At 28.5% G+C, this 5,371-nt stretch carries 5 protein-coding genes; 1 reads left to right on the top strand and 4 read right to left on the bottom strand.

The window, feature by feature from the left end:
• Together E6248_RS12545 and E6248_RS12540 are read right to left on the bottom strand one after the other, a co-directional pair.
• A partial coding sequence (locus E6248_RS12545) for an ABC transporter ATP-binding protein (protein WP_316341136.1) occupies positions 1–1,831 on the bottom strand: 1,831 nt, incomplete at its 3' end.
• Positions 1,828–4,080, bottom strand: a complete 2,253-nt coding sequence (locus E6248_RS12540) for an ABC transporter ATP-binding protein (protein WP_316341135.1) — start codon at positions 4,078–4,080, stop codon at positions 1,828–1,830. The genes E6248_RS12540 and E6248_RS12545, both read right to left, overlap by 4 nt.
• Positions 4,081–4,228: 148 nt before the next feature.
• Between E6248_RS12540 and E6248_RS12535 the strand changes: the two genes are divergently transcribed.
• Positions 4,229–4,672: a MarR family transcriptional regulator gene (locus tag E6248_RS12535; RefSeq protein ID WP_316341134.1), complete on the top strand. Its 444-nt coding sequence runs from the start codon at positions 4,229–4,231 to the stop codon at positions 4,670–4,672.
• A 189-nt stretch (positions 4,673–4,861) separates the two neighbouring features.
• Here E6248_RS12535 and E6248_RS12530 read toward each other — a convergent pair whose 3' ends face one another.
• The gene (locus E6248_RS12530) at positions 4,862–5,065 is read right to left on the bottom strand and encodes a heavy-metal-associated domain-containing protein (RefSeq protein WP_316341133.1); all 204 of its coding nucleotides are present in this window, start codon (positions 5,063–5,065) and stop codon (positions 4,862–4,864) included.
• Positions 5,066–5,081: 16 nt separating this feature from the next.
• Positions 5,082–5,348, bottom strand: a complete 267-nt coding sequence (locus E6248_RS12525; RefSeq protein WP_136005196.1) for a metal-sensing transcriptional repressor — start codon at positions 5,346–5,348, stop codon at positions 5,082–5,084.
• Positions 5,349–5,371: the final 23 nt, after the last annotated feature.

Below are 5,371 nucleotides of genomic sequence, written 5' to 3'. Positions count from 1 at the left end.
GGCTATTATAAAGATTAGCATAGAATCCATCTTTATTTAATAGCTCATTATGATTTCCTTGCTCTACTATATCTCCATCTTTCATTACTAAGATTAAATCTGCATCTTTAATAGTAGATAATCTATGAGCTATTATAAAGCTAGTTCTTCCCTTCATCAAGTTATCCATAGCTTTTTGAATTAACACTTCAGTTCTAGTATCAACTGAGCTTGTAGCTTCATCTAGTATTAGAATCTTAGGATCTGCTAGTATTGCTCTAGCTATAGTTAATAATTGTTTTTGACCTTGTGATACATTACTTGCATCTTCATTAAGTTCCATATTATATCCATCAGGTAATGTCTTAACAAAGTGATGTACGTGAGCTGCTTTTGCTGCATTAATTACTTCTTCATCACTAGCATTTAAATTACCATATCGGATATTTTCCATTATTGATCCATTAAATAACCATGTATCTTGAAGAACCATTCCAAATGCTTTTCTTAAATCACTTCTCTTAAATTCGTTTATATTGTAGTTATCTAATAGTATTTCTCCAGAGTTTAACTCGTAAAATCTCATTAATAATTTTACTATAGTAGTTTTACCAGCTCCAGTAGGTCCAACAATAGCAATTCTTTGGCCTGGCTTAATCTTACTAGAGAAATCATTAATTATAATCTTATCTTCATTATATCCAAAGTGTACATTCTTAAATGTTACTTCACCTTTTAACTCTTCTACATCTATAGGATTTGTATCTAAATCAGATTCTTCTTCCTCTTCTAGGAATTCAAATACCCTCTCAGCTGCAGCTGCAGTTGATTGTAATACGTTAGCTATTTGTGCTGCTTGAGCTATAGGTTGATTAAATGACCTTATATATTGAATAAATGATTGAATATCTCCAACCTTTATTGAGTTCTTAACAACTAAATATCCACCTAATATGGTAACAATAACATAACCTATATTACCTATAAAAGTCATTATTGGCATCATCATACCTGATAAAAACTGAGATTTCCAAGCTGAACTATATAATGTATCGTTCAATTCATTAAATTCTTCTACAGATTTTTCTTCACCATTAAAAGCTTTTACTATAGTATGACCACTATATATTTCTTCAACGTGTCCATTTACATGACCTAAATAAGATTGTTGTTCTTTGAAATATTTTTGTGACTTCTTAACTACAAATGATATAAGAACCCCAGATAAAGGTACAACAATTATAGCTGCTAAGGTCATAGTTCCACTTATAGATAACATCATAATAAGTACACCAATTAAAGTTGTTATAGATGTAAATATTTGAGATAAACTTTGATTTAGCGTATTACTTACAGTATCAACATCATTTGTTACTCTAGATAAAACCTCACCATGTGACATCTTATCGAAATATTTTAATGGCATTTTATTTATTTTTAGAGAAATTTCTTTTCTAAGGTTATAAGAAACTTTTTGTGCAACTCCTGACATTACGAAGTTTTGTATAAATGAAAATGCTGCACTAATTACATATAATACTATAAGTATTACAATTAATTTACCTATATAAGAAAAGTCTATTCCGGCGCCACTTCCTGAAATCTTACTTACTAACCCCTCAAAAATAGAAGTAGTTACATGTCCTAAAACTTTTGGACCAATAATTGAAAAGGCTGCACTACCAACAGCAAATATTAAAACAATAATTATTGACAATCTAAATGGCTTTAAATAATCTAATAGTTTCTTTGTAGTTCCTTTGAAATCCTTAGCCTTAGCACCACCTAAATGCATTCCACCCATAGGGCCACCGAAACCACCATGTCTTTTATTATCTACTTTCTTACTCATGACATTAGTTCCTCCTTTGAAAGTTGTGATGAGGCTATTTGATTATAAACTTCACAGTTTTCTAATAACTCTTTATGTGTTCCAATTCCAACAACATTTCCTTCATCTAAAACTATGATTTGATTAGCATCTTTTATAGTACTTATTCTTTGTGCTACTATTATCATAGTTGCATCTTTAATGTTATCTTTAATTGCCTTTCTTAAAGCTGAATCTGTTTTAAAGTCTAAAGCTGAGAAGCTATCATCAAAGATATAAACTTCCGGCTTTTTAACTAAAGCTCTAGCAATAGATAATCTTTGTTTTTGACCTCCAGATACATTAGTACCACCTTGAGATATTTCTGTTGCATATTTATCAGGCTTAGTTTCAATAAACTCTAATGCTTGTGCTATCTTTGAAGCTTCCTCTATATCCTCTAATGTAGCATTAGCTTCTCCATATTTTAAGTTACTTTCAATGGTTCCTGAGAATAAAACTCCTTTTTGAGGAATATATCCAATTTTATCTCTTAGTTCTTTTTGATCTACATCCCTTATATCTACTCCATCCACTAAAATACTTCCATTAGTTACATCATAAAATCTTGGAATTAAATTTATAAGTGTAGATTTACCACTACCTGTACTACCTATAATAGCTGTAGTTTCACCAGGTCTTGCAGTAAAACTAATATTATTAAGTATATTATCTTCAGCCCCTGGATATTTGAAACTTACATTTCTATACTCAACAATACCTTTTTCTTCTTTTCTAAACTTCTTCTTTTCTTTCTTATCTTTAATAGATAATTCTGTATCTAAAACTTCGCTAATACGTTGAGCTGATACTGAAGCACGTGGTAACATTATCGAAACCATTGATATCATAAGGAATGACATTATAATTTGCATAGCATATTGCATAAATGCCATCATATCACCAACTTGCATATTACCCATATCAACTTGATGAGATCCTACCCATACTATAAGTAAAGTTAATCCATTCATTATTAACATCATTGCAGGCATCATTGAAGCCATTAATCTATTTACAAATAAATTAGTTTTAGTTAAATCATTATTTGCTTTATTAAATCTTTCTTCTTCATGCTTTTCAGTACTAAAAGCTCTGATAACAAGCATTCCTGTTAAACTTTCCCTTGTAACTAAGTTTAATTTATCAATAAGTTTTTGTACTGATTTAAATTTAGGCATTGCAAAAGTAAATAATACTGCAACTAATATTGAAATTAATATTACACCAAGAGCAATAATCCAAGTCATATTAGTATTAGTTTTTAGAACCTTAAGAATACCACCAACTCCCAATATCGGAGCATAAAATACTATTCTAAATAACATAACCATAAGCATTTGAATTTGTTGTATATCATTAGTACTACGAGTAATTAATGATGCAGTCGAGAATTTATCAAATTCAGTATTTGAAAAACTTGTAACCTTCTTAAATACATCTTTTCTTAAAGACCTACTTACTCCAGCAGCTATTTTAGCTGATAGTAAACCAACTATTATAGCAGCTATCATACTAATTAGTGCTATACCTAGCATCTTAATTCCTGCTAATATTATATACCTAGTTTGAAGTGAATCTACATTAACTCCAACAGATTTATATTCACTCTTTACATATGAAACAGCCCCTTGTTCAATCATGCTGCTTTCCATGCCTTCAAACTTTTCATTAATATCTTCTACCATTTCATTTAAATATTCTTTAGGTAAGGTTTTAAATAACATAAAGGGATCTTTAACATCTTGCATCCCAGGAATTTGCGGCATGCTTCCATTCATAATATTACCTTCTAATTCTTTATCGAAGGTTCCAGAATTAATTCCATAAACTATAACTTCAGGCTTAGCAAAGATATCTTTCATTTTTTCTATATTATCTTTATTCTTTGTATTAAGCTTATATAATTCCTCATTTTCTAATATAGGATATTTTGATAAATAATCATTTTTTTCTTTAGTATCTAGATTATTTATATTTAATAAAGTATAGTTCTCTTTAATAAAATTCGAATCTTCTTCCTTCATAAATAAAAATAGATTTTCCATTTCTGATTTTCTAATTATTTCAGGAACTGAATTTTCAATTCCACCTTGCTGAATACCAACATTAACTATGTTAGACATGTAATCTGGTAAGGATAGTTCACTAATTGCCTGAACAAAAAGCAAAGCAATTACAGCAAAGATAGAGACTAAAAATGGTTTTAAATATCTTGTTAACTTTATCATATAATCTTCGTCTCCTCTCATTTATGCATTTAAATTACTATGACTATATTAATTATATTTTTATAACTATTATATGTCAATAATAATTATGGTTGTATAACTAAAAATAATGGTTTATAATAAGACTATACTTATTAAGGAGGATAAAATGGATAAAACTAAGATGGATAACGTAACTAACAACTTACTTAATTTAATATTCCACGTTAATAATAAATTATTTAATCATAGTGAAATAGTTAAGAATAATGCTATCCCCCCCTCTCATATGAAAGTGCTTTTTCATTTGCTGAATATAAAATCAACTTCTGTTTCAAATGTTGCTAAATGCTTAGATATATCAAAACCAAATATGACACCTATTATAGATAAGTTAATTAGTGAGGGTTTTGTTCATAGATACACAGATCCAAAAGACAGAAGAAAATTGAAAATAGAACTTACTGAAAAAGCTCATAAATTTCTAGAAGAAAAGAAAATAGAGATGAAAAATAATCTATCAGAAAGAATCTCATCATTAGAAGAGGATGATTTAATAAATCTTAACCATCATATTACTGAAATGAGTAAGATAATTAAAAAAATTAAATAGATTATTAAATAGATTAATGAGTAATTATTTATTCAATTTATTCATTTAACTAATTTATTTCTCCAAAATACAAAGGGTTATCTATAGATAACCCTTCTTAGTTCCATGGCTTTATTCTTCAATCAGATATATATAAATATATCATTTTATAAATTAAAGCCATTTCATAATTAACTTTATATAAGACTACTATTTTATTGATGTAACTTCATATCCAGCTTCATCGATAGTAGAAATTATTTCATTATCAGAAATATCTGTATCTACAACAGCATGTTTATTTTCTAAACTTACTTCAATAACTTTAGTATCCTTTAATTCACTTAGAGCTTCCTTAACGTGAGCCACACAGTGACCACAACTCATACCTTCTATATTAATTGTCTTTTCCATAATAATACCTCCTAATTTATCTGCTTATAACTTTATCTAGTATCTTCATTATCTCTGTTATTTTTTCATCCCCATCACCGTTTATACAAGCATCTTTAACACAGTGAGATAAATGATTTTCTAAAATAATTAAATTTGATTTTTTTAATAAAGATTGAGCTGCAAATATTTGATTAGATATATCAATACAATATCTATCATCTTCAATCATCTTTATTATCCCCTCAATTTGCCCCCTAGCTGTTTTCAAAGATTGTAATGCTTTTTTTCTTTCATCGTTCATTTTTACCTCCCCCACCCACTAGG

This window comes from Clostridium sp. (assembly GCF_032552055.1).
Lineage (GTDB): Bacteria > Bacillota > Clostridia > Clostridiales > Clostridiaceae > Clostridium.
Note: the sequence above shows the minus strand (reverse complement) of the source record. Positions and strands in the feature narration are given on the sequence as shown.